At 49.1% G+C, this 23,880-nt stretch carries 26 protein-coding genes; 16 read left to right on the forward strand and 10 right to left on the reverse strand.

The window, feature by feature from the left end; genetic code table 11:
* Nucleotides 1-13: 13 nt before the first annotated feature.
* Together DFO57_RS20575 and DFO57_RS20580 are read right to left on the reverse strand one after the other, a co-directional pair.
* Nucleotides 14-1,126, reverse strand: coding sequence for a glycosyltransferase family 9 protein (locus DFO57_RS20575; protein WP_014604751.1), 1,113 nt, complete (start codon nt 1,124-1,126; stop codon nt 14-16).
* Nucleotides 1,126-2,085: a polysaccharide deacetylase family protein gene (locus DFO57_RS20580; protein WP_110015656.1), complete on the reverse strand. Its 960-nt coding sequence runs from the start codon at nt 2,083-2,085 to the stop codon at nt 1,126-1,128. The genes DFO57_RS20575 and DFO57_RS20580 overlap by 1 nt, the downstream gene beginning before the upstream one ends.
* A 163-nt stretch (nt 2,086-2,248) precedes the next feature.
* Between DFO57_RS20580 and DFO57_RS20585 the strand changes: the two genes are divergently transcribed.
* Nucleotides 2,249-3,370, forward strand: coding sequence for a glycosyltransferase (locus DFO57_RS20585; RefSeq protein ID WP_110015648.1), 1,122 nt, complete (start codon nt 2,249-2,251; stop codon nt 3,368-3,370).
* A gap of 11 nt (nt 3,371-3,381) precedes the next feature.
* Complete coding sequence (gene galE / locus DFO57_RS20590; protein ID WP_014604748.1) at nt 3,382-4,398, forward strand: UDP-glucose 4-epimerase GalE; 1,017 nt, start codon at nt 3,382-3,384, stop codon at nt 4,396-4,398.
* Nucleotides 4,399-4,431: 33 nt separating this feature from the next.
* Here galE and DFO57_RS20595 read toward each other — a convergent pair whose 3' ends face one another.
* Nucleotides 4,432-5,451, reverse strand: a complete 1,020-nt coding sequence (locus DFO57_RS20595) for a glycosyltransferase family 9 protein (protein ID WP_029569279.1) — start codon at nt 5,449-5,451, stop codon at nt 4,432-4,434.
* A 175-nt stretch (nt 5,452-5,626) separates the two neighbouring features.
* On the opposite strand from DFO57_RS20595, the gene DFO57_RS20600 reads away from it, so the two are divergent.
* From DFO57_RS20600 to coaD, 6 genes are all read left to right on the forward strand, one after another.
* Complete coding sequence (locus tag DFO57_RS20600) at nt 5,627-6,616, forward strand: glycosyltransferase (protein ID WP_110015649.1); 990 nt, start codon at nt 5,627-5,629, stop codon at nt 6,614-6,616.
* Between the two features lie 73 nt (nt 6,617-6,689).
* Complete coding sequence (gene rfaQ, locus DFO57_RS20605) at nt 6,690-7,766, forward strand: putative lipopolysaccharide heptosyltransferase III (RefSeq protein ID WP_072137329.1); 1,077 nt, start codon at nt 6,690-6,692, stop codon at nt 7,764-7,766.
* Complete coding sequence (locus DFO57_RS20610) at nt 7,759-8,895, forward strand: glycosyltransferase family 4 protein (protein ID WP_110015650.1); 1,137 nt, start codon at nt 7,759-7,761, stop codon at nt 8,893-8,895. Before rfaQ ends, DFO57_RS20610 begins: the two co-directional genes overlap by 8 nt.
* Nucleotides 8,896-8,985: 90 nt before the next feature.
* Complete coding sequence (waaA, locus tag DFO57_RS20615; protein WP_013027734.1) at nt 8,986-10,260, forward strand: lipid IV(A) 3-deoxy-D-manno-octulosonic acid transferase; 1,275 nt, start codon at nt 8,986-8,988, stop codon at nt 10,258-10,260.
* Entirely contained in the window at nt 10,260-11,039 is a 780-nt protein-coding gene (locus tag DFO57_RS20620; RefSeq protein WP_015699302.1) for a glycosyltransferase family 2 protein, read from the forward strand. The genes waaA and DFO57_RS20620 overlap by 1 nt, the downstream gene beginning before the upstream one ends.
* Nucleotides 11,036-11,515 carry a pantetheine-phosphate adenylyltransferase gene (gene coaD / locus DFO57_RS20625; RefSeq protein WP_014604743.1) on the forward strand — a complete coding sequence of 160 codons (480 nt, stop codon included), beginning with the start codon at nt 11,036-11,038 and terminating at the stop codon, nt 11,513-11,515. The genes DFO57_RS20620 and coaD overlap by 4 nt, the downstream gene beginning before the upstream one ends.
* Here coaD and mutM read toward each other — a convergent pair.
* The 4 genes from mutM to radC form a co-directional block, all read right to left on the reverse strand.
* Complete coding sequence (gene mutM, locus DFO57_RS20630; protein WP_019105393.1) at nt 11,512-12,321, reverse strand: bifunctional DNA-formamidopyrimidine glycosylase/DNA-(apurinic or apyrimidinic site) lyase; 810 nt, start codon at nt 12,319-12,321, stop codon at nt 11,512-11,514. The two genes, coaD and mutM, sit on opposite strands and share 4 nt — an antisense overlap.
* Before the next feature lie 69 nt (nt 12,322-12,390).
* The gene (rpmG, locus tag DFO57_RS20635) at nt 12,391-12,558 is read right to left on the reverse strand and encodes a 50S ribosomal protein L33 (protein WP_001051798.1); all 168 of its coding nucleotides are present in this window, start codon (nt 12,556-12,558) and stop codon (nt 12,391-12,393) included.
* A gap of 20 nt (nt 12,559-12,578) precedes the next feature.
* Entirely contained in the window at nt 12,579-12,815 is a 237-nt protein-coding gene (rpmB, locus tag DFO57_RS20640) for a 50S ribosomal protein L28 (RefSeq protein WP_006121249.1), read from the reverse strand.
* Nucleotides 12,816-13,053: 238 nt separating this feature from the next.
* Nucleotides 13,054-13,740 carry a DNA repair protein RadC gene (gene radC, locus DFO57_RS20645; RefSeq protein ID WP_014594904.1) on the reverse strand — a complete coding sequence of 229 codons (687 nt, stop codon included), beginning with the start codon at nt 13,738-13,740 and terminating at the stop codon, nt 13,054-13,056.
* Between the two features lie 150 nt (nt 13,741-13,890).
* On the opposite strand from radC, the gene coaBC reads away from it, so the two are divergent.
* The 3 genes from coaBC (at nt 13,891) to slmA (ending at nt 16,264) form a co-directional block, all read left to right on the forward strand.
* Nucleotides 13,891-15,111: a bifunctional phosphopantothenoylcysteine decarboxylase/phosphopantothenate--cysteine ligase CoaBC gene (gene coaBC, locus DFO57_RS20650; protein ID WP_014604740.1), complete on the forward strand. Its 1,221-nt coding sequence runs from the start codon at nt 13,891-13,893 to the stop codon at nt 15,109-15,111.
* Nucleotides 15,089-15,547 carry a dUTP diphosphatase gene (dut, locus tag DFO57_RS20655; protein WP_014333008.1) on the forward strand — a complete coding sequence of 153 codons (459 nt, stop codon included), beginning with the start codon at nt 15,089-15,091 and terminating at the stop codon, nt 15,545-15,547. The genes coaBC and dut overlap by 23 nt, the downstream gene beginning before the upstream one ends.
* 120 nt (nt 15,548-15,667) lie before the next feature.
* On the forward strand, nt 15,668-16,264 hold the full coding sequence (slmA, locus tag DFO57_RS20660; RefSeq protein ID WP_013027741.1) for a nucleoid occlusion factor SlmA: 597 nt from the start codon (nt 15,668-15,670) through the stop codon (nt 16,262-16,264).
* A 28-nt stretch (nt 16,265-16,292) separates the two neighbouring features.
* On the opposite strand, the gene pyrE is transcribed toward slmA, so the two are convergent.
* Both pyrE and rph read right to left on the reverse strand, forming a co-directional pair.
* The gene (pyrE, locus tag DFO57_RS20665) at nt 16,293-16,934 is read right to left on the reverse strand and encodes an orotate phosphoribosyltransferase (protein WP_013027742.1); all 642 of its coding nucleotides are present in this window, start codon (nt 16,932-16,934) and stop codon (nt 16,293-16,295) included.
* Nucleotides 16,935-16,982: 48 nt separating this feature from the next.
* Complete coding sequence (gene rph, locus DFO57_RS20670) at nt 16,983-17,699, reverse strand: ribonuclease PH (RefSeq protein WP_013027743.1); 717 nt, start codon at nt 17,697-17,699, stop codon at nt 16,983-16,985.
* Nucleotides 17,700-17,852: 153 nt separating this feature from the next.
* Here rph and DFO57_RS20675 point away from each other — a divergent pair, with 153 nt between their 5' ends.
* Nucleotides 17,853-19,037 carry a NupC/NupG family nucleoside CNT transporter gene (locus DFO57_RS20675; protein WP_014333007.1) on the forward strand — a complete coding sequence of 395 codons (1,185 nt, stop codon included), beginning with the start codon at nt 17,853-17,855 and terminating at the stop codon, nt 19,035-19,037.
* A 35-nt stretch (nt 19,038-19,072) separates the two neighbouring features.
* Here DFO57_RS20675 and DFO57_RS20680 read toward each other — a convergent pair whose 3' ends face one another.
* A complete protein-coding gene (locus DFO57_RS20680; protein WP_014333006.1) occupies nt 19,073-19,507 on the reverse strand; it encodes a DUF3574 domain-containing protein in 435 nt (144 codons plus the stop codon).
* A gap of 157 nt (nt 19,508-19,664) precedes the next feature.
* Between DFO57_RS20680 and DFO57_RS20685 the strand changes: the two genes are divergently transcribed.
* From DFO57_RS20685 to DFO57_RS20705, 4 genes are all read left to right on the forward strand, one after another.
* Nucleotides 19,665-20,528: a YicC/YloC family endoribonuclease gene (locus DFO57_RS20685; RefSeq protein WP_013027746.1), complete on the forward strand. Its 864-nt coding sequence runs from the start codon at nt 19,665-19,667 to the stop codon at nt 20,526-20,528.
* Nucleotides 20,529-20,880: 352 nt separating this feature from the next.
* Entirely contained in the window at nt 20,881-21,696 is an 816-nt protein-coding gene (locus tag DFO57_RS20690; protein ID WP_110015651.1) for a DUF3289 family protein, read from the forward strand.
* Nucleotides 21,693-22,172, forward strand: a complete 480-nt coding sequence (locus DFO57_RS20695) for a DUF943 family protein (RefSeq protein ID WP_110015652.1) — start codon at nt 21,693-21,695, stop codon at nt 22,170-22,172. The genes DFO57_RS20690 and DFO57_RS20695 overlap by 4 nt, the downstream gene beginning before the upstream one ends.
* 923 nt (nt 22,173-23,095) lie before the next feature.
* Nucleotides 23,096-23,371 carry a hypothetical protein gene (locus DFO57_RS20705; RefSeq protein WP_110015653.1) on the forward strand — a complete coding sequence of 92 codons (276 nt, stop codon included), beginning with the start codon at nt 23,096-23,098 and terminating at the stop codon, nt 23,369-23,371.
* The last annotated feature ends 509 nt before the right edge of the window (nt 23,372-23,880 follow it).

The raw sequence follows: 23,880 nt of genomic DNA on the forward strand, positions 1-23,880 counted from the left end.
GCGTTCGATGTTGTCATAAAGGCTTTAAGACATCGAAATAATCTTCAAATGTATCTATAACCTGATCTACAGAAATGGATTTCATCGCACCATCACCTAATGTTTCGGCCTTCAGGGCAGACTGGACGCCCAGGATGGCATGGTGGATATTCAGATCTTGATAAGGCCCACTAAACACAGGCTGAGCCGTCGCAAACAGACTGAGCGTTGGTACTTTCAGTGCGATCGCGACGTGAAAAGGTCCAGTATCGCCTGTCAGTAAAGCATCAAACTGATTTATTGTTTCAACAAGTTGTGGCAGTGAAGTTTTACCAATCGTATTGACCACACGATGATGCAATTGAGGGCTCAGTTGTGCCATAAACTGCTGTCCTAAAACCACTTCTCCCGGACCACCGATTAAAACAATATCAAGATCTTCATTATGGGAGAGTGCGCGTTTAGCCACAGCGGCGAAAGAGTCGATGGGCCAGCAACGTTCAGGGGAAGATGCACCTAACTGAAAGCCTAATTTTTTTCTCTCTCGTGTCGTGAAACATTTTGGCGGCAAATGAGGCAACCGCATTTCAACGGCTGAAGTATCACACCCCAGTGGCGCAATAAGCTCCAGTTTGCGCTGTATAAGATGCCCTTTATAACCCACGGTATAGTTAGTCAACCAGCGATCAATTAGAGATTCATCATCATGATAGTTATCGCGGAAGATATAACTGGCACCAGCTAAAACAGCACTCGTATAGTCATAGGGCGCATGTGAATGAAGAATCACGGCCAATTCTGGACGGCCCTTTTTCTGAAGCGCTTTTACAAGGGCAGGCACCTGTTTAACTTTGCTATTCCAGTAGACGACGTCATCCCAGTCGTTTCCACCCGTTAAAAAATCACGAAATTTAGGATGTGCTACAAGTGTGATCCAGGCATCGGGAAAACGTTGCCGCAGGGCTCCTATCGCTGGTGTATTCATCATGAAATCTCCCAGCGCTGTCGTAGAATAAATGACAATATTTTTGAAGTCGTTTGGTTGATTATCTGATAAAAATTCAGCTCTGGAGCCTACCATGCCGTTACGTCGGGTAACTGTGCGTAAATAAAGATTTATTAATTCAAATTTCCAGCGCTTACGCATTATTCACCCTTAAACGTTGCATAATAATCCGCCAAGGTCATACCTGTCGTTTGATGCTGTAGCCAGCTAAATAATTGCTCTAAATCAGCATAAAGTTGTTCAATATCTTTTTCATTTTTGAACGTGGGGCTCCCCCCTGGCATGAACTCTGAAGAATGGAGCATAAACTCAACATAGTCTGCGCCTTCGGCGATAGACTGATTGACGACTTTTTTCATCTGTTCGAGATTGCCACCTACTGGCCTTAACCAGTTCACGGATGAAACAGGATGCTTGCCACGCAGCTTTTTCACGCCCATTTTGATGCTGTTGATAACAGGCGAATATTTATATTGAATGCTCATAGGAACCTCGAGCAATGTCGATTGGCCACTTTTAGCAATGTCATCAGGATCAATAAGATAAGCACGACGTGGAAAGTTAACGTAGTCACTGCCCCCCTTCCCGGCTGGGTTGCCCATCGAGCTGCTCCAGTTAACACGAGGTGTTACTGAGCAATCAACCTGATAACCGAATTCCGTCAACAAACTGGCATAATATTCGTTAAATGCCCAGCGCCCGGCGCGATGGCTGAGCATTTTAGTTTGAAAGGTATCCTCAAGAAGCTGAGTCATGTACTTAACTTTCTCCCTGATGACTGCATGAGGATATTCGATTAAGTATGGCTTATGCCGCCAGTCGTCGCCGGTGAGGTCATGCAGAGGTGGACTATTCCACGCATGGAGATGCATCCCAACTTCACCCTGGCCACGCGCAATAACATCCTTTGCAAATTCAACGTAGACAGGATCGACGGCCATTTCATAGTTAGTCAACCAGGTAGGTTTAAAGTCATATTTCTCGCATAAAGACTGAAATCGCGGCAGGAAAATCGCATTTCGTGTAGTGATGCTGTCATGATTCTCCCAAAGATTATCGCCTTCAGTATCGATAGTAATGAGAAATGCAAGTCTTGACATAATGGCTTTAATCCCAAAAAAATGAATAGCTATGTTACGCACCAGACCTCATCTGCGCAAATTCATTTAGTTACCATGAATTATAAAAACTTTAATCATAGCAATGACATAGATACTAGATTAAGATTTTGATAACAATTTTAGGACTCGGGCAGGCATTATCATGACAAGACATATTCTTTTTATCATTGATGGCTTACCGGGTGGTGGCGCTGAAAACGTGACGTTAACCCTGGCTGAGGGCATCGCGCATCGCGGTTATCCGGTCACACTGATATCGCTTAGTAAGAAACTAGACTACACCATTCCCGGCAATATTGACTACCGAGTGTGTCACGATAATGGTACAGGTCCGCTTCGCAAGTTAACTGAACTCTCACGCCGGGCACGCCAGCTTGATGACAGGCTTGAACTACTTTTTGCTGAAAAAGGGCCACCCGCGCTTGTCATTTCAAGCTTGCATAAAACCGATCGTATTGTTGTCAGGTCTCGCATGTTACAGAAATGTAATGTCTGGCACTGTATCCATGGTATTTTTTCCCGTTCGTACCTTGGTAATAAAAATGCGTTTTCTCGTTATTTAAAAAAATACAAAATTCAACGCACCTATCACCAACGCAATATTGTGACGGTTTCTGAAGCGGTAGGGGAGGACATGATCAATAATGTGGGCGTCAGGCCTGCCAAGAGGTTGACCATTTATAACCCTTTTGATTTTGATAAAATCAAACAACGTTCGATGGGACACAATCCCTTTGCAGGTGAAAACTACATTCTGCATATTGGCCGTCTTCATCAGGTTAAGCGACAGGACCGTCTTCTTGAAGCATTTGCTATGGCTGACATTCCCACCAAACTCATTATCCTCGGTCAGGGAGAGAAGTCGGTTACGGAACAACTTAACGCGCTTATTGTCAGACTTAACCTGCAGGATAAGGTGATGTTGGGCGGGTTTATGTCCAATCCTATACCCGTACTAAAAGATGCGCGTTTATTTGTGTTGAGTTCGGACAGTGAGGGCTTGCCTACAGTATTGATCGAATCACTGGTTTGTGAGACACCTGTTGTCAGCACCGCTTGTCCTGGAGGGGTGAAAGAAATCATGGTGGGTGAACTGGCCAGCTATCAGTCTGCACTTGATGCCTCTTCATTAGCCACTAAAATCCGCCATGGCTGGCAGTCTCCGCCTGACATTACGCCTGCAATGTATGCTAAATTTGACATCAATCTTATCATCGAACGTTATCTCAGCCTGATGGCCGATAAAAATAGCGACTCGAAATAACAAGGAACGATATGGCTATCCTGGTTACCGGCGGCGCCGGTTATATCGGTTCACATACTGTGCTGACCCTTCTGGAGGCAGGTCACGAAGTTGTCGTCATAGACAATCTTTGCAATGCATCTTCAGAGTCAATTAATCGTGTGGAAGCCCTTAGTGGTAAATCGCTGGCTTTTTATCAAGCCGATGTACGCGATGTAGATCAGGTCAGAGCCATTTTTTCTCGTCATGCTATCTCATCGGTTATTCACTTTGCCGCGCTAAAGTCCGTTGGTGAGTCGGTGTGTAAACCGCTGGAATACTACGACAATAATTTAAAAAGCACGATGGTTCTTGTGGCGGAAATGCGCCGGGCGGGCGTCAATAATTTAATATTCAGCTCATCTGCCACCGTTTACGGCCAACCAGAATGTATACCTTTGCGAGAGGATGCACGCATCGGTGGCACGACTAATCCGTATGGCACAACTAAATTAATGATTGAACAGATATTGCAGGATTACTCGCGAGCCTGTCCCGATTTCTCTGTGATTATTTTGCGTTATTTTAATCCGGTGGGGGCACATCCATCCGGTATGATCGGCGAAAATCCCAATGGTGTTCCGGCAAATCTCGTACCTTATCTTACGCAGGTCGCCGTCGGTAAGCTGGAAAAATTATTGATCTACGGCAATGATTACCCCACCAAAGACGGAACCGGAGTCCGGGACTATATTCACGTAATGGATGTTGCTGAAGGCCACCTCAAAGCACTCGATGCGGTTAACTGCCGACAAGGTGTAAGCATATACAATCTCGGCACCGGTATCGGCTATTCTGTTCAGGATATCCTGCGTGCGTTTGAAAAGGTTATCGGGCGACCAGTACCACATGAGATTGTTTCCAGACGAGACGGCGATATTGGTGAGTGTTGGTCAGATCCTTCCCTGGCAAAACAACAGCTTGGCTGGCAGGCAAGGCGCAATCTGGACGATATGGTAAAAGATGCCTGGCGCTGGCAATTAAGTCACCCTGAGGGGTTTAAATCCTGAGCTGGACAAAACATGTTATCCAGCCGTTTTTCGTTAGATGGACTCAAGTCGTTGCCAGGCCAGCCAGGCCTGGTCGACACTGATATCCGTGCTCTCCCCAGAGTCAGTCTGAAGAATTTCATGTTTTCCTGACCATGGGTGCCAAAGTGCAGCATCCGTATCGCCGAAAAACACCACCTGCTTTTTATGCAGTGCTGCTGCGATGTGCATTTGTCCACCATCACTGCACAGTATTTGTTTACAACAGTTAAAGCCTGCCATAAGTTCACGAATCGTTGCTGTTGGATATGCAGCAACGCGTTCTGAATTTACTTTAGTTAACAATGCCTCTACGCGAGCCTGATCGCCAGGATCGTTGGGATCCAGCGTTCCCTGAGGTGACCAAAAAATTAAAATGTGTGCATCCGATTCATCTAACAATTTTTCGATCAATTGCGCATAGCTTTCCAACGACCAGCGACGCTTGGCCGAACGACTACTAATGTGAATGCCATAAAAACTTTGTCCCCGAGGAAAAAAAACCTTGATACGTTGTTCTGCTTCTTTTTTTTCTGTATTCGTTAAATAAATTCGCACATCAGGAACGACAAGACGTAACGACGTCAATGCGGTGAGATAACTAAACGTTTGTTCAACCTGATGCTGGCCTGAAAAATCGCCCTTGTCGAAACATTTTGTCAGACCATCGCCTTTTTCACCTGCGCCAATGATATGTTGTGCGCCCGCCATACGCGCGAGGCGAAGGCTGTATTTACAGGGAACCGGATTAGCCAGTACAGCTGCATCGAAATGCGTCTTGCGTAAAGCCCAGAAGATTTTTAAACGGTGCCAATAAACGCCCACTGCGCTTTCATTCTTACTGCGATGTTTGGCTTTTTTATAGACATGCAGCGCGTCAATATGCGGGTTATGCAGCACCACATCCTGCGCCACTTTATTTACCAACAGCGTCAGTTTAGCTTCAGGAAAGGCTGTCTTTATGCCTTCCAGTAACGGTGTGGTACAAACCATATCACCAATGTTGTCGCGCCTTATGACGAGGATATTTTTCATATTGTACCTGGTTATACGTACCTGACCGGACTGGAGCGTACACACGCCATAAAGTTGCGAAAAAATAAATTTCTGCTACCTATCAAGGTTTGACCCTAAATGCACAAAAAGTTCTATCGGCATTCGTAATAATGTCGGCGGAAATCCGTCTCTTTTCACTTGAAGTTATGCTGCTGTGTCACAAAATTCGCCTTTACTATCGATAATCACACCAATGTTTAACGCTGGTGCCATGTTTGAGACATTTATTCAGTCTTTACTGGCTCAGACGCTGACATCTCTGGAAATCATCCTTGTCGATGATGGATCGACTGACGGCTCGGGTGAGAGAGCGGATGACTACGCACAACGTCATCCTCATATCCGGGTCATTCACCAACCTAATGGTGGTGTATCACGTGCACGCAATGCCGGGCTGGCTGTTGCATCCGGTAAGTACGTAACCTTTCCAGACGCTGATGACACCATGAAGCCAGAGATGTATAAGACACTGGTCGATATGGCAGAGGCAGACGATCTCGATGTGGCGCAATGCAATGCCGAATGGTTTTTCCAGGCTAGCAATGAAACCCAGCCGTTGATACCGCCTGAACGACTCTCAAGCACATCCGTCCTTAGCGGCCCTGAGTGGCTTAACAAGGCGCTGAAGACTCATCGCTATAAACATGTTGTCTGGCTCGGTATTTACCGACGCGAACTGATTGAAAAACTGAAGCTAAATTTTGAACCCGGCCTGCACCATCAGGATATTCCGTGGACCACAGAGTTCATGCTGAATGTAAAACGCGCGCGCTATACCGATAAACAGCTGTATCGCTACTATCTGCACGATGCTTCAATCAGCAACCGCAAGCGGACCGGCCTGCGTAACGTTGAATATCAGCGTCACTATCTGAAAATTGCGCAAATGCTGGAGTCAATTAACAGCCGCTATCGCCATAAGGTAAAAATTTATCCGGCCTTTCACTATCAGATTACTTACGAAGCCCTGAGCGTCTGTCACAGTATCCGACGCGAACCGGACGAATCAGCGCGACAGGCGATGATTGCCGATATCTTCGCGACCCAGACACACACGCGTATGCTGCGTAATGCGCGCGGTGTAAAACAGTGGTATCACCTGCTGCTATGGCTGGGTCGAATTTATTACTGGCGCAGGAAATAAGCGGCGTCACTTGCTTTAACCTCAAAAGGGTTTGCCCTACAATCGGCTCACTGAATTCTGAGAGCATTTGAGTATGACAAGCCCGATTCCAGTCCAGTTTGCACCCAAAAAAATTCTGTTAATCAAACTACGTCATCACGGCGACATGCTGCTGACTACGCCTGTCATCAATGCTTTGCATCAGCATTATCCGCAGGCCAGCATTGATGTCCTGCTCTACAAAGAAACCCGGCCCATGCTGGAAGCACATCCTTCTGTCCGTCATCTGCACATCATCGATCGAAACTGGAAAAAGGAAGGTGGCTGGCAGACGTTTCGCCATGAAGTCGCACTGGTCTCAGCAGTGCGAGCCTGTCATTACGATTTGGTGATTAACCTTGCCGATCAGTGGCGCAGTGCCATTCTCACCGGACTGTCTGGCGCGCCGGTACGCATTGGATTCGCGTTTAAAAAGCGTGATAACGCCTTCTGGCGCGGATGCCACAATCATTTGGTTACCACTGAAAATCATGAGCACTTACATACGGTTGAACAGAACCTTTCCGCTCTGTCACCGCTGCAGATTTCAGCCGACGGTGCCAGAGCCTCGATGCACTTCAGCCCGGACGATGCGTTAAAAGTGCAGAATATGCTGCTTCAGCAGCAGGTGAAGCCCCCTTATATCGTGCTGCAGCCTACCTCCCGCTGGCAGTTCAAATGCTGGGAGGAAGACAAGGTTGCAGCCACTATCGACCAGCTGGCTCAAGCCGACCGAAAAGTCATCCTGACAGCAGGACCGGATGATAGTGAGCTGGCGATGGTTGAGCGGATTCTGGCGCAGTGCCAGTCTCCGCATGTTATCTCGCTGGCAGGCAAACTCTCTCTGCCACAACTGGCTGCACTTATTGCTCGCGCTCAGCTCTTTATCGGCGTTGACTCAGCCCCGATGCACATGGCCGCCGCGCTCGACACGCCCTGCATTGCGCTTTTCGGCCCGACAAAACTGCAGCACTGGCGCCCCTGGGGTGACAACAATCGGGTCATCTGGGCTGGTGACTATGGCCCCCTTCCTTCTCCGGATTCCATTGATACTCGTACCGAACAACGTTACTTGTCCGTTATCCCGGTTGAGGACGTCGTTACCGCAGCAAGGAGCTATCTAAATGAGTAAGTTACGCCTGGCGATTGTCCGGCAGAAATACCGCCCTGATGGCGGGGCCGAACGCTTTATTTCACGCGCGCTGGAAGCCCTGGGTAGCGAAAAACTGGATCTCAATATCATCACCCGAAGCTGGGAAGGAAAGCCCAACCGGGACTGGCACCTGCATATCTGCAATCCAGGGAAACTGGGACGGGTTTCACGTGAACGCGGTTTTGCCCACGCGGCGCGGGCCTGCTGGGAACGTGAAAAGTTCGATATTGTTCAAAGCCATGAGCGTATCGCTGGTTGTGACATCTTTCGGGCAGGCGATGGCGTTCATCGTGTCTGGCTTGAACAACGGGCACGTATTGTTTCGCCCCTGCAGCGTCTTAGCGCCAGCCTCAGCCCATATCATCGCTATGTTCTGCAGGCAGAAGCCGATATGTTTAACTCCCCCGCACTGAAAGCGGTGATATGTAATTCTGAGATGGTAAAAAAAGACATCCTGCGCTGCTTCGCACTGCAGGCTGACAAAATACATGTCATTCACAACGCCATTGATTCAACGCGCTTTCAACCTGCGACAGAGGCCGCCCGCCATGCGGTTCGGACACAGCTGAACCTGCCCGCTAACGCGACTGTTCTGATCTATGTGGGTTCGGGATTTGAACGTAAGGGCCTCAAAGCCGCCATTGAAGCGCTGGCCAAAAGTAACCGCTATCTGATCGTGGTCGGCCAGGACAAACAGGCAAAACGTTATCAGCAGTTAGCCAGTCAGCTTCACTGCAGTGAGCGGCTTCGTTTTGTCGGCGTACAGCAGGATGTGCAGCCCTATTACCATGCTGCTGATGGATTGCTTCTGCCCACCCTTTACGATCCTTTTCCCAACGTGGTGCTGGAAGCCATGGCCTGCGGGTTGCCGGTGATCACCAGCACCGGGTGTGGCGGCGCTGAATTTATTCGCGAAGGTCAGGAAGGGTTTGTTCGTGATGCGCTGGATGTAAAAGGACTCAATCAGGCCATTAATGCCCTTTCTGCTTTAACCGTTGACGGCAGAATGGGCGAAGCAGCAAGACGCAGGATTGAACCTTACACGCCGCAAAACCTGGCACATTCACTGAACAGGCTCTATCAGCAGGTCCTGAGTCGCCACGCATGATGTGGGATGAGTGATTATGCTGTTTCTGATAAGATGCTGTATTCTGACTTTAATCTGCTTTTTTGACGCCAACGTGTCATAACGGTAACTATGACGACCATTTACACCGCATTGCTTTATCTCATTCAGCCACTTATTTGGCTGCGCCTGTGGCTGCGCGGTCGTAAAGCTCCTGCCTACCGTAAACGTTGGGCAGAGCGTTATGGCTATTGCGCCGGAAAAGTGAAGCCTGAAGGCATCGTTTTACACTCGGTTTCCGTGGGCGAAACCCTGGCGGCAGTGCCGTTGGTGCGCGCGCTACGTCATCGCTATCCAACGCTACCTATCACCGTCACAACCATGACGCCAACCGGTTCTGAACGTGCGCTCTCTGCTTTTGGCAAAGATGTGCATCATGTTTATTTGCCTTACGATCTCCCCAACGCCATCAATCGCTTTCTTGATACGGTCAATCCACGCCTGGTGATCATTATGGAAACCGAGCTGTGGCCTAACATCATTCGTATCCTGCACCAGCGCCATATTCCCCTGGTGATTGCTAATGCCCGACTTTCCGAACGATCGGCTAAAGGCTATCGCAAGCTTGGCAAGTTCATGCGTAATCTTTTACAAAGTATCACGCTGATCGCCGCACAAAACGCCGAGGACGGTGAGCGGTTTGTGCAACTCGGCCTGAAGCGCTCGCATCTGTCGGTTACCGGCAGCCTGAAGTTTGATATTTCTGTTACGCCCGAGCTAGCCGCAAGAGCAGTAACGCTACGCCGGCAATGGGCACCCCGTCGCCCTGTCTGGATTGCCACCAGCACTCATGAGGGTGAGGAAGCTATCCTGTTGGATACGCACCGTCGCTTATTACAAACCTTTCCGGATTTGCTGCTGATTCTGGTGCCGCGTCACCCGGAGCGTTTTAACGATGCCCGAGAGCTGACGCAGAAGCGCAACTTCAGTTTTACCCTGCGCAGCAGCGGTGAAATCCCATCCGGCTCAACGCAGGTTGTGATTGGCGACTCGATGGGTGAACTGATGTTGCTGTATGGCATTGCCGATCTGGCCTTTGTTGGCGGCAGCCTGGTTGAGCGCGGTGGTCATAACCCGCTCGAACCCGCCGCTCATGCTATTCCTGTGCTTATGGGCCCCCATACCTGGAACTTCAAAGATATTTGTAGCAAGCTGCAACAGGCACAGGGGCTGATTACCGTTACTGATGTCGCATCGCTGGTAAAAGAGGTGACGAACCTGCTGCAGGACGATGATTATCGTCGCTACTACGGACGCCATGCCGTAGAAGTGCTGCATCAAAACCAGGGCGCCCTTCAGCGTTTGCTGCAGTTACTTGAACCACACCTGCCGCCACGAGCCCATTAATGACATCCACTCGCCAACGCCTTTCAGTCGTGATGATTGCCAAAAATGAAGCAGAGCTGCTGCCCGACTGTCTTGCATCAGTGAGCTGGGCCGATGAGATTATCGTGCTGGATTCTGGCAGCACAGACGACACGATGGCGCTGGCCCGGGCAGCAGGCGCGCAGGTTTTTCAGGCGACGGAATGGCAGGGCTACGGCAAACAGCGCCAGCGGGCGCAGAGTTTTGCCAGTTGCGACATGATTTTAATGATCGACGCCGATGAGCGAGTCACGCCAGAGTTACGTCAGGCCATTGAACGGGTGCTCGAGGCCCCGCCAGGCGACACCGTTTACAGCTTCAGCCGCAGTAATCTTTTTTTGGGGCGATTCATGCGCCACAGCGGCTGGTACCCTGATCGAGTGATGCGTCTTTACCCACGTACGTTAAGCTATAACGATAACAGCGTGCATGAGTCACTCAACACAGAAGGCGCCTCCGTGCAGGCCCTCAAAGGCGATTTACAACACCTGACCTGTCGTAACCTGATGGCTTTCCAGCGTAAGCAGCTGGCCTATGCGGAGGCCTGGGCACAGGAACGATTTCAGCGCGGAAAAACCTGCAGCCTGTTTTCGGTCTTCAGTCATGCGCTCGGCGCCTTCGCGAAAACGCTGCTGCTGCGTGCCGGCTTTCTTGATGGTAAACAGGGTTGGCTGCTGGCGGTCGTCAATGCCCAGTACACCTTCAACAAATATGCAGCGCTATGGGCGCTGACACATGCTTCGGCGAAAGGGCGCACATGACCACGAAAGCTATTTATCCAGGCACCTTCGATCCCATCACATTAGGCCACATCGATATTGTGACGCGTGCTGCGCAGATGTTTGACCGACTGGTCGTAGCCATTGCCGCCAGCCCGAGCAAAAAGCCCTTATTCACGCTTGATGAAAGAGTTGCGCTGGCGCGTCAGGCGACCGCGCATCTGGCGAACGTTGAGGTGACAGGTTTCAGCGATCTGATGGCGAACTTTGCCCGCACTCAGCAGGCAAACATTCTGGTGCGCGGATTACGTGCCGTGTCGGATTTTGAATATGAGACACAGCTGGCGCGTATGAACCGGCATTTGCTGCCGACGCTGGAAAGCGTGTTTTTGATGCCATCGGAAAACTTTTCTTTTATCTCTTCTACCCTGGTGAAAGAAGTGGCGCGGCACGGCGGCGACGTCTCGGCCTTCCTGCCCGCGCCTGTCCACCAGGCTCTGCTGGCAAAACTGCCTTAGTGTTGACAGTTGGGGCACCAGTAAGTGCTGCGTTGCCCATGCTTGCCACTGACAATCGGTGTGCCACATGCTCTGCAGGGCTCTCCCGCGCGACCATAAACCTGTAGCTCTTGTGCAAAATAGCCCGGTTTGCCATCACTTTGTAAAAAGTCGCGTAATGTTGTTCCGCCCTGCTCGATTGAGCGCAACAGTACCGCTTTGATGGTATTCGCTAATATCGCCGCATCTTCATGGGAAAGGCTCATTGCGGGTCGATCAGGAATGATCCCTGCCGTAAACAATGACTCACTTGCATAGATGTTACCCACGCCAACGACAATTTTGTTGTCCATTAGCCACTGCTTAATCACCGTTCGCTTTCCGCGGGATTTTTCAAACAGATAGTCACCACTGAACGCTTCACTCAGCGGCTCTGGGCCGAGGTGTGCCAGTACGCTACTGCCGGCCAGGTCGCTGCTCCACAGCCAGGCGCCAAAACGCCGGGGATCGGTATAGCGCAGGACTTTACCGTTGCTCATGACCAGGTCGACATGATCGTGTTTGGCTGCGGGCAACTCTTCTGAAAGGACACGTAAACTGCCTGACATACCCAGGTGGATAATAATCCAGCCGTGCGGCAATTCGAGTAAAAGGTATTTGGCACGACGTTGAACGCTCAGCACAGGCTGATCGCTTAACGCCAGGATTTCTTGTGACACTGGCCAACGCAAACGCGCGTTGCGCACGACTGCGTGAAGAATTGTCTGACCAACCAGATGTGGCTCAATGCCGCGTCGGCTGGTTTCTACCTCTGGCAACTCAGGCATAACCTCTCCCCTGCGCATTACACAAACAAAAAACCCGGCCTGAGCCGGGTTTTTTGCAGAAAACCAAAATTACTTAATTTTGGCTTCTTTGTAGATCACATGCTGACGTACAACCGGATCGAACTTTTTCAGTTCAAGTTTCTCTGGTTTAGTACGTTTGTTCTTCGTGGTGGTATAGAAGTGACCTGTACCAGCAGAGGAAACCAGCTTGATCTTCTCACGAATACCTTTAGCCATGATTCAGTTCCTTAGTACTCTTAGTACTTCTCACCACGGGCACGCATGTCGGCTAACACCGTATCAATGCCCTTTTTATCAATAATACGCATACCTTTTACAGATACACGCAGAGTAACGAAGCGCTTCTCGCTCTCAACCCAAAAACGGTGTGAGTGCAGGTTCGGAAGGAAACGGCGTTTCGTCGCGTTCATTGCGTGGGAACGGTTGTTACCGGTCACCGGACGCTTTCCAGTTACCTGGCAGACTCGTGACATGTCTATTCTCCAAAAATCAAATCAGCTCGAGCTTTAAAAATTAGGTTTTGGCCGCCTCGTCAGGCTTACAGCCCGCCAGGCGAGTTCCATGGAACCCGCTAAGCTGGCCTAACCGCCAAACCCGAGATTCTCAAAGGTGGCGTAGTATACGCCGCTCGGCCCAAGTGCTCAAGTCCCGAACAGATAAAGATCCCGAATGATCGTGTAAAAATCCGCCACCTGGACCAGATTTTCAGGCTCAGAGCCATCCCCGCTCGGTAAATGAGACCGATTCACCCCGTCCAATCACTAAATGATCGAGCACGCGAATATTGACCAGCCGACAAGCTTCGCAGATTTTAACGGTAATGTCGCGGTCAGCCTGACTCGGCTCGGCTCTTCCTGACGGATGATTGTGTGCGATGATTAACGCTGCGGCGTTAATTTTAAGCGCCTCGCGCACAATTTCGCGCGGATGCACTTCCACACTGTTAATCGAGCCTGAGAACATTTGCCGGGCGGTTATCACCCTGTGTTGATTATCCAGAAACATCACGACGAAAATCTCACGTTCCTGCTCTGCTAACAGCGTTTGCAGATACTGGCGTGTCGCAAGCGGGCTGTCGAGGGTATTTTCACGGGCCAACTGGCTGGCGAAAAACCGTTTAGCCAGCTCAGCAACGGCACGTAGCTGAATTAGCTTAATTTCCCCTGCCCCTTTGATTCCTTTGAAATCCTCCGCACTGGCGTTCACGATGTTGTAAAGCGACCCCAGCTCTTGCAACATCTGCTGCGCCAGCTTCATCACCGGTACGCCTCTTGAACCCGTACGTAAAAAGATGGCCAGCAGTTCTGCATCGCTTAATGCATCTGCGCCCAGTCGCTTGAGTTTTTCCCGTGGTAGAAAATGATTCATTGCTGCTCTCCCTGTCGCCCCCTGTATCATCCTCTGGCAGTTAACACGCGACCAGTGAGCAAATGTGATTCTTCGGCACTTCTCGCAAACGCAGCCTTTGAACAGGTGACGGCAAGGTTTTGTGATAAAATTCGCCCATTCCGCCGTGGCTGTACGGCAACTGAAAACGAGGTCAACTGCATGATGGGATTAGCCGGTAAAAAAGTGCTTTTAGGCGTAAGCGGTGGCATCGCAGCCTATAAAACCCCCGAGCTGGTGCGCCGTCTGCGCGATCGCGGTGCCGATGTGCGCGTGATGATGACCCATGCAGCAAAAGCGTTTATTACGCCCCTCAGCCTCCAGGCCGTATCGGGCTACCCGGTAATGGACGATCTGCTCGACCCGGCAGCCGAGGCAGCCATGGGCCATATTGAGCTGGCCAAATGGGCCGATCTGATTCTGCTGGCACCCGCATCCGCGGATTTAATCGCGCGCGTGACAGCTGGTATGGCGAACGATTTAGTGACAACCGCCGTGTTGGCTACCGCGTCGCCTGTCGCGATTGTGCCGGCGATGAATCAACAGATGTACCGCGCCGCCATCACGCAAACGAACCTGACGACGCTCCAGGCGCGCGGCGTATTCATCTGGGGGCCTGACAGCGGCAGCCAGGCATGCGGCGATGTCGGGCCGGGCCGCATGCTCGACCCACTGGCTATCGTTGACCATGCGGTTCAGTGGGCCAGCCCCGTCAACGATCTGCAACATCTCAACATTATGATTACCGCCGGCCCGACTCGTGAAGCCCTCGATCCCGTGCGCTATATCAGCAACCACAGCTCAGGAAAAATGGGTTTTGCCATTGCGGCCGCGGCCGCCAGACGCGGTGCCAGCGTCACACTGATTAGTGGCCCGGTTAGCTTAGCAACGCCCGTGGGCGTTAAGCGGGTGGATGTAACGTCGGCACGGGAGATGCAGTCTGCGGTGATGGATGAGATAAATAAACAACATATTTTCATTGCAAGCGCAGCCGTGGCAGACTACCGGGCAGCCGACATTGCGGATGAGAAAATCAAGAAACAGGATGACGATGATAATGTCACCCTGCAGCTCATTAAAAATCCCGATATCGTCGCGGGCGTTGCCGCATTAACGCAGGGCCGGCCTTTTGTGGTTGGATTTGCGGCTGAAACCCAGAATGTGGAAGAATACGCCCGAAAAAAACGCGCGCGTAAAAAGCTGGACCTGATCTGTGCTAACGACGTGTCGAAAGCTGGACAAGGGTTCAATAGCGACACCAATGCTCTTCACCTTTTTTGGCAGGAAGGAGAAAAGACCTTACCGCTCAGCGATAAGTCACTCCTTGGTCAACTTTTAATAGACGAGATTGTCAGCCGTTATGATGAAAAAAATAGACGTTAAAATTCTGGATGCGCGCGTCGGCAAAGATTTTCCATTGCCGACCTATGCGACACCGGGTTCCGCTGGGTTAGATCTTCGTGCCTGTATTGATGACGTGATGGAAATCGCCCCCGGGACTACAACATTAATCCCTACCGGCCTGGCTATCCATATTGCCGATCCGAGCCTTGCTGCTGTCATCCTCCCACGCTCAGGACTGGGCCATAAACATGGCATCGTACTGGGTAACCTGGTGGGGCTTATTGATGCCGATTATCAGGGTCAACTGATGGTATCGGTATGGAATCGGGGTCAGGAAAGCTTTACGCTACAGCCGGGCGACCGCATGGCCCAGCTGGTTTTTGTTCCTGTCGTTCAGGCCGAATTCAATCTGGTAGAAGAGTTTGATGCCAGCTTGCGCGGTGAAGGCGGCTTCGGTCACTCAGGTCGTCAGTAACCAGCACTACCTATTTTCACTTACGCTCATCATTTTATTTCTCATCGCCATAGGTGTTTATCTTGTGGCTGATGCGTAGGTGTTGCCTGTTTATGGTGAAATTCAGGGGTTTTTAAGGGCATGGCAGAAAAAAAAGTCGTAAAGCGGAATCGTCGCGAAGAGATTTTGCAGGCGCTGGCGCAGATGCTTGAGTCCAGCGATGGCAGCCAACGAATCACTACCGCGAAGCTCGCGGCCAACGTCGGTGTTTCGGAAGCGGCGCTGTATCGTCATTTTCCCAGCAAAACACGGATGTTTGACAGCCTGATCGAATTTATTGAAGACAGTCTGATTACCCGCATCAATCTCATTCTTAAAGATGAAAAAGAAACAATGGCGCGCCTGCGTCTTATTGTGCAGCTGATTCTGGGGTTTGGTGAGCGTAATCCGGGGTTGACACGTATTTTAACGGGTCACGCGCTGATGTTTGAACAGGATCGTTTACAAGGGCGCATTAACCAGCTGTTTGAGCGCATTGAAGTCCAGCTACGTCAGGTGATGCGTGAGCGGAAAATGCGAGAGGGTGAAGGCTTTCAAACCGATGAAGCATTATTAGCCAGTCAGCTACTGGCTCTGTGTGAAGGATTACTGTCGCGTTACGTTCGCTCGGAGTTCCGCTTTAGTCCCACCGCTGACTTTGACACCCGCTGGCCGCTGATTGCGGCCCAGCTGGTGTAACAGGCAGGCGGGCAGCGCCCGCCTGTAATCAGACGCCGTACGCTTTTTGATACGCACGCACCTGCGCTAAATGATCGGCCATATGCGTTTTTTCAGCCAGATAGTCGATCAGGTCGTTGAGCGTGATAATGGCGGTAACCTTGCAGGAATAGTCACGTTCCACTTCCTGAATAGCGGAAAGCTCTCCCCGGCCACGCTCCTGACGATCCAGTGAAATCATGACGCCAGCCAGACTCGCATCATGAGCATTAATGATATCCATCGACTCGCGGATTGCCGTGCCTGCCGTGATAACGTCATCGACCAACATAACTTTACCCTGTAGCGGGCTTCCCACCAGCAGACCGCCCTCACCGTGATCTTTCGCCTCTTTACGGTTAAAGCAGTAAGGCACATCCCGGTCATGATGATCGGCTAAGGCAACCGCTGTCGTGGTCGCAATAGGAATCCCTTTATAAGCGGGCCCGAACAGCAAATCGAAATCCACGCCGCTGTCCACTAACGCCTGCGCATAGAAACGCCCCAGCAGCGCTAAGTCTCGCCCGCTGTTAAACAGACCGGCATTAAAGAAATAGGGACTTTTACGACCAGATTTTAACGTAAACTCACCAAATTTAAGCACCTGCTTATTCAGTGCGAATTCAATAAACTGCCGCTGCCAGGCTTTCATGTCTTACTCCTCAGATAAAAAAAGGCGACTCTGCGGTCGCCTGTTACTTTATTTTTCCAACGCCGCTTTTTGCGCCTGAATTAACTCTTCGATGCCGCCGCGGGCCAGCGCCAGCAGTGCCAGCAACTCTTCATGGCTGAAAGGTTCGCCTTCCGCCGTGCCCTGCACCTCGATCATACGGCCGTCTTCCATCATCACGACGTTCATATCGGTTTCAGCTGCGGAGTCTTCAACATATTCAAGGTCACACAGGGCTTCACCGTTAACAATGCCCACAGATACCGCCGCGACCATCCCTTTCATCGGGTTCGCTTTGAGCTTACCGCTGGCAACCAGTTTGTTTAGTGCATCCGCCAGTGCCACGCAGGCGCCGGTGATAGATGCGGTACGGGTGCCACCATCAGCCTGGATGACGTCGCAATCAAGCGTAATGGTATATTCACCCAGCACTTTAAGATCGACGGCTGCGCGGAGTGAACGGGCGATCAGACGCTGAATTTCCAGCGTGCGGCCGCCCTGTTTGCCTTTCGCGGCTTCACGAGCCATGCGGCTATGCGTTGAACGCGGCAACATGCCATATTCGGCAGTGACCCAGCCCTGTCCCTGTCCTTTGAGGAAGCGCGGAACACCTTCATCCACCGTGGCAGTGCAGAGCACTTTGGTTTCACCGAATTCCACCAGAACGGAACCTTCTGCGTGTTTAGTGTAATTGCGGGTCAATGTGACTGGACGCACCTGATGTGCGCTACGGCCTGCTGGACGCATGGTTATCTCCGGCTTGCAAATGATTGGCTGCGTATTATACGGACTTCCTGGCCCGCTGTCTCTTGCAGTGGGCTGTAAGGCTCAGGATGAAATTCATGTGGGAGTATGGCTAAATGCCCTACCTTTTGCCGCATTTTACGAACAGATTAAACTATGGCCGCTATTTTACATTTCCTGCTGGCGCTGGTGGTGATTTTCGCCCTTGCGCTGTTGGTCAGTCATGACCGTAAACACATTCGTCCGCGCTATATCATTCAGCTCATTATCGTTGAAGCCGCGCTGGGCTGGTTTTTCCTTCATTCTGCCAGTGGACTGGCGCTCGTGGGAGCGGTGGGCAGCTTCTTTGAAACATTACTGGGTTTTGCTGCACAAGGCACAGAGTTTGTTTTTGGCGGCATGAGTCAGCAGGGCCTGGCCTTTATCTTTCTTGGCGTACTTTGCCCGATTGTTTTTATTTCCGCCCTGATTGGTATTTTGCAGCACTGGCGCATTCTGCCGTTGCTAATCCGCCTGGTGGGAACTGTCCTGTCTAAAATCAACGGCATGGGAAAGCTGGAATCTTTTAATGCGGTCAGTACGCTGGTACTGGGTCAGTCTGAAAACTTCATCGCGTATAAAGGTATTCTGGCGGATATCCCGCCGAAGCGCCTTTACACCATGGCGGCAACCGCTATGTCTACCGTCTCGCTTTCCATTGTCGGTGCATACATGTCGATGATTGAGGCTCGCTATGTCGTGGCGGCGCTACTGCTCAATATGTTCAGCACCTTTATCATTCTGTCGATTATTAATCCCGGTAAGGAAAGCGAGGAACAGCCTGTAGCCCTGGATAAGTTGCATGAGGAGCAGAGTTTCTTCGAAATGCTGGGAGAGTACATCCTGGCGGGCTTTAAAGTGGCGATGATCATTCTGGCAATGCTGATCGGTTTTATTGCGCTGATCGCGGCCGTCAATGCGCTGTTCGCAGCGCTATTCGGCTACAGTTTCCAGCAGCTCCTGGGCTATGTTTTTTACCCTTTTGCCTGGTTAATCGGCATCCCCGCCGTCGACGCCCTTCAGGCTGGGAGCATTATGGCCACTAAACTGGTGGCCAATGAATTCGTCGCCATGATCGAACTGAAGAAAGTGGCGGCAGGCATGACGCCGCGTGGATTAGGCATCCTGTCGGTATTCCTGGTCTCGTTTGCTAACTTTGCGTCGATTGGTATTGTGGCAGGCGCGATTAAGGGGCTGAACGAACAACAGGGGAACGTCGTCTCGCGATTTGGCTGGAAACTGGTATATGGTTCGACCCTGGTAAGCCTGCTTTCGGCTGCGTTTGCCGGACTGTTTATCTGATCATCTTACGGCGGCCTGGGCCGCCGTTAATGGCATCAGAAACTCACGCAGGAAGGCGAATCGACACGCATGACCGATTCCTGACCAAACTGTTTTTTATACTGCTCACGTAGTGCTTCGACACGGCTGTTGTTATCGCTGTCAAAGTTATAGATGAGCACCAGCGCTTTGCTTTTCTCACGCGCCAGCTGACCGTTTTCACCCAACCACTGCCCTTGCGCATCATAAACAGAGAGCCCGGCTTTAAAGCGAGGCGTCACTTGTTTATCGATAAAATTCATCCAGTCCAGCGAACTCACGCTACCGCCTTGTGGCTTACTGAGACCAAACCACAATGTGGTTTGCATCATCACCTCACCGCCAGCACATATGGGAACAGGTCGGGTTGATGGCACAGGTGGCGGTGATGGCGAATGACAGCCAGCCAGCAGTAAGGTCAGCATTACAGGAAAGCGTAATACGTGAGACATAAACGGGGTCCTCAACGAGTAAGCCAGTAAACAGCATAAGTGCCTGTTGCTGAAAGCGGAAATAATTTGTTCTCTCATCCTGCTGCTGCTTACACCTGTTATGGTTAGCTTTGCCTCGTTATACTGACTTTAATCTTTCTGAAAATGAGTAACGCTTATGATCCGCAGTATGACCGCCTACGCCCGCCGTGAAGTTAAAGGCGAATGGGGCAGCGCCGCCTGGGAGCTGCGTTCCGTTAACCAACGTTATCTTGAAACCTATATTCGTCTGCCAGAGCAATTCCGCGGACTGGAGCCGATGATTCGGGAACGCATTCGCCAGCGTCTGACGCGCGGTAAAATCGAATGTAATCTGCGCTTTGATGCCGATCCCGGCGCACAAGGCGAGCTGATGCTGAACGAGTCGCTGGCTAAACAGCTGGTTCAGGCCGCTAACTGGGTGAAGATGCAGAGCGACGAAGGCCAGATCAATCCACTGGATATTTTGCGCTGGCCTGGCGTGATGTCTGCGCCAGAACAGGATCTGGACGCGATTAATACACAGCTGATTCAGGCGCTGGATGGCGCACTGGATGATTTCATTGCTGCACGTGAGAGCGAAGGCAGCGCATTGAAATCCCTGATCGAGCAGCGTCTGGAAGCGGTAACGCATGAAGTCAGTAAAGTGCGAGCTCAACTGCCTGATGTCATTAAGTGGCAGCGTGAAAGGCTGATCGCCAAACTGGAGGACGCCGAAGTGCAGTTGGAAAACAACCGCCTGGAGCAGGAACTGGTGATGATGGCGCAACGTGTGGATGTAGCAGAAGAGCTGGATCGCCTGGATGCGCACGTTAAAGAGACGTACAACATTTTGAAGAAAAAAGAAGCCGTCGGACGTCGGCTCGACTTCATGATGCAGGAGTTCAACCGCGAGTCGAACACTCTGGCCTCGAAATCGATTAATGCAGAGATCACCAATTCAGCCATTGAGCTGAAAGTGCTGATTGAACAGATGCGCGAGCAGATCCAGAATATTGAATAATTTTCTCTTGTTTTCCAAAGCTTTTCAATATTTATCAACGCCCTGATTTATCAGGGCTTTTTATTTCCAGCCTGTTTTGTACGTTTCAATTTGTTTCATCCAAGCGGTGAGCACGTCAAAGTATTGAGACCAGGCTATGACAGTAATTTGAGAAAAAGATGAGATTCTCAGCACTTCCCTTTCCCGTATATGAAGTTTATTATTACACTAATCAGCTATAGGTTAAGAGTCAGAAATGAATATCTTGTAATGACAAGGAACTGAGTTTACAGACATGACGATATTTAAAGATTTGGATCTACCTTCACAAGTAAGAGTTTGGTCTGAAAATTAATATCATAAGGAAGTTATTATGTCAGCTATGGTGTTCCCAGTCACACTTTATCAGACTAAGCATCAGTTCAATGACCACAGCTCTGATGATATGCAATGTGGCGATCTTACTGAAAAACAGCTTAGAAGCGACTTAGGTCTTGATGATGTTTCTGATGTCGTTGATCCGTGGACTGGAGAGGGAGTCTCAATATTTAGTTCCTTCCGTAAATCCCAACCAAAATCAAAAACGGTAATTGCTCAAATCCTTTTCGATGAGTTTCTTCGAGTGTCATTGCCTACATATTACTTAGGGCAACATAATTTATTTAATAATCTTGTAAAGCATTTTTATCATGGCAATGGAAAAAGCTATTCCAGCCCTTTTCTTGATAGTGCATATAAAAGTTTGATATTAAACGAACAATCCTCTCCGTTATCTTCGCTAAAAATAATCCAGTCTATGCTCGATAAGGTTGCCATTGATGTAAAAAATGGCTTATCTGATGCCGACAAAGATTCAATAACTAAAGCAATAGGAAATTCAATACTTCCTAAGTTTAACAGATGGGCAGATAGCTTTAATGGATTAGGAATGTCTATACATGACATATATGCCACAAAGATACAACTCACTAAAATTGATATCACTGAGAGTGGTTATGTAGCGAAAGTAACTTTTACGGGACAAGATCATTTTGGTCTCGACAAAACTGACATTATGAATATGAAGTTTCACTATATTAGGGCATTCCGCATCTGGTTTGTGCTCCAACGATGGGAAAAATTTGCATTTAAACCTTTTTTTACAAATATGAAAGCCGAGTTTGAAATTAGTAGCCGGAGGAATGGATGAAAGCCAGAAAAATTATAATATTTATATTAGCAGCTATTATTCTTGTATTCTTCTATTTGAATTTTTTTAATTCCACTAAGGTCCTTGCCGTTCACGGCACTGGCTCTAATAAAGAATTTTTAGTTAAAAACATGCCTTTCAGAGATAGTAGTAAAATTGAGTGGTGGGATAATAATGGAGCTAAAACCCTCTCATCCGCTGAAACTTACTTTGTTTCAATCTGGAAGTTTGACGGAAGATATCAAAAGCTTGCCCCTAAAAATTCAGGTATTTTTCCAGATCATGATACAGATTATTTACTATGCTTCGATGACATGAATACAGAAGAAAATTGTATTGATAAGTCTAATTGGATCATGGACATAACTAAGACAAAGGATGGCTATACCTATTACCGGATAGGAACCGAATCTTACTATCGGAAACCTTCTGGTGAACTCATGAAAGGTGAAAGATCAAAGACAACCATTCAATGACAGATGCAATCTGTAACCTGGCGAGCTGAACAGCTTGCCACTGTTATAAATGGAGAGTTGATTGGGGAGTAAAATGGTAACCCCGTCACAGATCAACTCATTAAGATGATGATAAATAGAATTTATTTTATTTTAATCAACATTCAAATCCAAAATATCGAGTAATAGATAATTTCGCTTTATAGCGTTTACTACGTCACTTCATCATTATCAAGTCCGCGTAATAGCGGACTTTTCTCATTGCGGCTCAGCAAACTTAGGCGCGTAAAAAAGGCTCAACAACCTGCTGTAAGCGCACTGGGCGCCCGTTTTACTGATGCTTTCTGGTCAGACAGATAAAATCTGTAACCCTTTAGTGTTAACTTATCATTTTCGGTGCTCCCTTTTTTAACGGAACATGGAATTGATTTTTATCGTCAGTATTATGCAGCCCTCTCGGCAAGGCCTCCTTATTTCTTAAGTAAACCGTCCTCACCGAAGAACCTTCGCTAACCGAATAGTGAGATGTGATAAGCAGGACGGAAACTAAAACGCGAAGAAGCCCAGACGCACAACAATTCCAGTACGGATAATGAACATGTTTTCATCTGGGTGATACATGACCTGGATGCCGCATTTCAGCCTACCTGCACCCCAATTTTCATACGCCTTATTGAAACGGTTATTTTGTGATTTACCGCCCAGTATTCAGGCGGATTTGTTAAAAAAGAGAAAATCTTACTAAGAAAACAAATGCCCATAAGGTAGTGAACTATAATCCACTAAGCTTCTTCCAGAAATCGGCATTAATAAGAGTCTGTAAGTGCTAATCACTCACACTATCGTATAAAATAATTTTTAAAAAATAAAAAAGCACGATCGACTAAAGTTTTATTATTTGGTGCCGTTCTTTGTTTATGAAAATCAACACAGAGTGTGAAGCCATGAAAAAACTAACTTATGTATTTGTCTTAATGGCATTATCATCCTCGTCATTTGCAACTGGCGGCCAAATCACTTTTCGTGGTGCTATTGTGGAGACCGGATGTGATACCCTGATTGTGCATTCTCAGATTAAGCAAAGCTGCACAAGAGGGGGTAAAACCGAAGCTGCCACCCTAGGGTTGAATGACAGCCAGCAATCTTTGCCATTCAAGCTGGGCACGATTCAGTTAAAAAAAGTCGATAACTACCGCATGATGACTGTGAATTACTACTAGCGCTCCTTTTTTGTACAGCATGTTCTTTCAGGCTATGATGTGACGTACAGGGACAGACGTGTATAGCCTGTGAAGACGCATGTCCTTACTCTCCTCTTATGATCTGCCGAAATCACTTATCGCACGGATCATGTCGCTTTTCATCACATCCGGGCGCATACTCGTCCCTAGCCAATTTTTAGAATTTTGCCACTCTGAATGTAAGTTTTTCGAAAAGATTTTAGCTTGTGAGTACAGAACTGTCTTAATTTCCCTATGCTTCCCTTAACGTTCTGGCTTTACAAGAGTATACTTAAGACGTTGTTTTTAAATCATTAAAAAACAAAACACCACCCTGTTTTGTTCGTTCAGTAGGCCATTCCATCTATCGTCTTACTCCACAGGATGACGAAAGCTCACTGTGACAGAGGGCACTTTTTGATAAAGTGCTGGTCGTAGTTAGTACAGCCGTACCGCTTGGGAACTTAAGGAATGGGTCTTTTTGCGTTACATCCATCAATCCTTTAAGG

This window comes from Pantoea sp. AG702 (assembly GCF_003182295.1).
Classification (GTDB): domain Bacteria; phylum Pseudomonadota; class Gammaproteobacteria; order Enterobacterales; family Enterobacteriaceae; genus Pantoea; species Pantoea ananatis.